This window comes from Winogradskyella sp. (assembly GCF_013042245.1).
Classification (GTDB): domain Bacteria; phylum Bacteroidota; class Bacteroidia; order Flavobacteriales; family Flavobacteriaceae; genus Winogradskyella.
Genome location: NZ_JABDQL010000022.1, coordinates 1 through 3,350 on the forward strand (window position 1 = coordinate 1; position 3,350 = coordinate 3,350).

The following is a 3,350-nucleotide window of genomic DNA, read 5'->3' on the forward strand; positions in this document are numbered from 1 at the left end:
CTTATTGAAAAATCAGATATACAGAAAGCGAGTAAGGTGAGATCTACTAAAGGACTGAGTCTACATGTTTATGGACGATTAGCCGCAGCCTTTATAACACTAATATTTAACTCTTGATTCGCATTACTAATGAATTATACGCTCCACCAACTCCAAATTTTTCTCAAAGTTGTAGAACTTAAGAGTATTACGCGTGCTTCTGAGGAGTTGTATCTCAGTCAGCCTGCGGTATCTATGCAGCTTAAGAAGTTTCAAGATCAGTTTTCCATTCCGCTTACTGAGGTTCTTGGGAGACAACTTTACATCACTGATTTTGGATATGAAATAGCAGAGGTTGCAAAACGTATTACTAATGAAATTGAACTAATTAATTATAAAACACGTTCCCAAAAAGGGCAACTGGCAGGTAGATTAAAAATAGCTATTGTCTCTACAGCAAAATATGTTATGCCTTATTTCTTAACGGATTTTATGCGCAAAAATAAAGGTGTTGACTTAGAGATGGATGTTACTAACAAAGATGGAGTTATAAGAAGTCTAGAAAAAAACAACGTAGATTTTGCATTAGTTTCGGTACTTCCAGACCATTTAGATTTAAATACTGAAGAATTGATGGAGAACCGATTATTTCTTATTGGAGGTCACCAAGCCAACCATGACGCAGAGTATAATCCAGAAATGTTGTTCGAATCTTTTCCGTTAATTTATCGTGAGCAAGGTTCTGCAACACGAAATGCTATGGAAAATTTTATTAAAAAGAATAATTTTCCTCAGAAAAAAAAGATAGAATTGACATCTAATGAGGCATTAAAACAGGCTTTAATTGCTGGTCTAGGCTTATCTATAATGCCATTGATAGGTCTTAAAAACGAATTAAAGGATAAAGAACTTCATATCATAGCTCATGAAAATTTACCTATTATTACACATTGGAATTTAGTGTGGCTAAAGTCCAAAAAGCTGTCGCCAATTGCTGGCGCTTATCACAACTTTGTAATATCTGAAAAAAACCGAATTATTAGCGATACTTTTAATTGGTTTGACGAGTATCATTAAAAACCAATTGTACGTTCGGTTTGGCGTTTAGAGTTATTTAGCACATCGTAGTAAATAAAGTCTGTCACTTCAATGATACATCTACGCATTGGAATGCCAGACCAACTATGTGTTCCGCCATTTATAGAGAATAAAAAATAAGGTTTGCCTAGACCTTTTAGGCGGTCTGCAATAGCTCAAGATCCATATAGAATCATATATCCCTTATCATTGGGATTGCAATAGTGATGTGCAGCAATATGATAGGGTACCAAATTATCATTTGTCCCATGAAATAATTGCGTTGGAATAGCTTTTTCAGCATCTATTTGGTCAAGTGAAATGATTGCACCTGCCATACCAATGACACCAGCTAGCTTGAATTTTTTAGGAAGTATTTTGTTGTCGTTAACATAAGTAAGATGTAAAACAGCTTCAGCACCAGCACTTGTTCCTGAAATAATAACTTTATTTTCATCTACATTAAAAGTTGACTTATTTTTAAGTATATACTTTATGGCATAACTTATGTCTTCTGCAGCAGTATCAAATGCCTCAATCTTATTTTTAGTTTTGGTATCGCAACCAAAGCCAAGTTTTTTCCTAATTAGACGATATGATATTGAAGCTACAGCATATCCTTTTTGTGCCATAGCATACGCAAATTCTTTAGTATTTGTATCATCGCGTTGACCACCAGAAAATCCACCACCATGGACATAGAGTAGGAGTGGTATTTCTTTTTCTATTCCAATAGGTCTATAGAAATCCAATTCTAAGCTGTCTTTTCGATTAAATTTCTTATAGGTGTGTGTGGTCTTCTTAACCGTATAAAGTGAATCTAGGTATTCGGTTTGGGCGGTAGTAAATTGAATCATAAAAAATAGCACAAAAATTACAATAGTGTATTTCATATTTGCATCAGTTGTTAAGCCTTTAACTTTGCTTTCAGTTTATAAAATAATTGTCTCATTTTTCCATAAATATAGGCGTTAGTCCTTACATAATAGAATGAAATAAAACAAACTATGATTAGAAATAAGGCTGCACCAAAAACAGCTAGCCAAGGACTTAACGATTTACCAATAAATTGACTTAAACCAAAGCCGGTAAAACTTCCATAAATGATAATAAAATGAATCACATAAATAGATAACGTTTTCTGACCAATCTTTAATAATAATGGCGGTTTTAAATAACGCTCCAAACCATAAAATATGGCAAAATAGATAAATACATTGCCCAAACGTGAAAAGAGATAGTTGTAGTTGGCAGAATCCAAAAATAGTTGAATATTCGTCCATTTACCTAAATAAAACAAAGCGTGGGAAGACCATTCAATTAAGAAATAACCAACAATAAAAAAGACCGAAAGTGTGACAGGTTTAAAGTTGGGTTTTTCTATATGCCTGTAAAAAGCAGTAGCGATGTAAGCACCAAAAGCCATGTAGCCAAACCATGGAATAATAGTAAATACCGAGCCATTAGCTTTAGACACATAATTAGAAAATAATAAAGGTATATGTTCTAAACTCAGATTTCTATAAAGTGGCTCTGATACAAATATATAACAGCCCAAAACAAGAGTTAAAATAGAAAAGAGTCTTGCGTTTTTAAGACAGATATAATAAAGACCGACAATACCTATTAATGACAAACCAATAATTTGTAATACATCAATTACTAAAAAATAAGTATCAAAATAACCAGTAAGCCAGCTTAAAAGAGACATACGTAATAAATAACCTATACCAATAAGCATGACTCCTCGATTAAGACCTTTACGCATACGGTATTTTACAGTACCTTTTTCTTTAGCTTTTAGTAAAAGATATGTAAAAATTAAACCAGAAATAGTAAAAAATGTTGGTGCGGTAATGCCTCTAAAATAAGACCATATTTTGTAAGCCACATGAGAGTGGTCTCGATGCTCTGGCGAGAGTAAACTATCTATAAAATGCCCTTGCAGCATCATTAAAATAGCAAATGCACGAACAGAATCAATAAAATAGAGACGTTGGTTGGATGTCAAAATGAATTATGTTAATGGAGTAAATATAGGGATTTGAGGGAAATCGGGATTTGGAGTTACGCTTATCGGTTAGATATATTTACATTTTAATGAACTATATCGGTCGATAAGCGAAGGTAAATTTTTAATTATCAATGCTGGTCAAATTATAATATAAATGCGAATCAAGAGTTAAATATTAGTGTTATAAAGGCTGCGGCTAATCGTCCATAAACATGTAGACTCAGTCCTTTAGTAGATCTCACCTTACTCGCTTTCTGTATATCTGATTTTTCAATAAGCC

3 protein-coding genes are annotated in these 3,350 nt (G+C 33.2%); 1 reads left to right on the forward strand and 2 read right to left on the reverse strand.

What is annotated here, in order from left to right; genetic code table 11:
* Positions 1 to 129 precede the first annotated feature (129 nt).
* Positions 130 to 1,056: a LysR family transcriptional regulator gene (locus HKP48_RS01560; protein ID WP_296342119.1), complete on the forward strand. Its 927-nt coding sequence runs from the start codon at positions 130 to 132 to the stop codon at positions 1,054 to 1,056.
* Positions 1,057 to 1,232: 176 nt separating this feature from the next.
* Here the strand turns inward: HKP48_RS01560 and HKP48_RS01565 are convergent, their stop codons facing one another.
* Together HKP48_RS01565 and HKP48_RS01570 are read right to left on the reverse strand one after the other, a co-directional pair.
* A complete protein-coding gene (locus HKP48_RS01565; RefSeq protein ID WP_296342120.1) occupies positions 1,233 to 1,949 on the reverse strand; it encodes an alpha/beta hydrolase in 717 nt (238 codons plus the stop codon).
* Positions 1,950 to 1,963: 14 nt separating this feature from the next.
* Positions 1,964 to 3,067 carry a heparan-alpha-glucosaminide N-acetyltransferase domain-containing protein gene (locus tag HKP48_RS01570; RefSeq protein WP_296342122.1) on the reverse strand — a complete coding sequence of 368 codons (1,104 nt, stop codon included), beginning with the start codon at positions 3,065 to 3,067 and terminating at the stop codon, positions 1,964 to 1,966.
* Positions 3,068 to 3,350 lie beyond the last annotated feature (283 nt).

What these genes read in the sequence shown, in the direction of transcription:
- HKP48_RS01565 (WP_296342120.1), bottom strand. Translation starts at nt 1,949, where the DNA reads ATGAAATACACTATTGTAATTTTTGTGCTATTTTTTATGATTCAATTT.
- HKP48_RS01560 (WP_296342119.1), top strand. Translation starts at nt 130, where the DNA reads ATGAATTATACGCTCCACCAACTCCAAATTTTTCTCAAAGTTGTAGAA.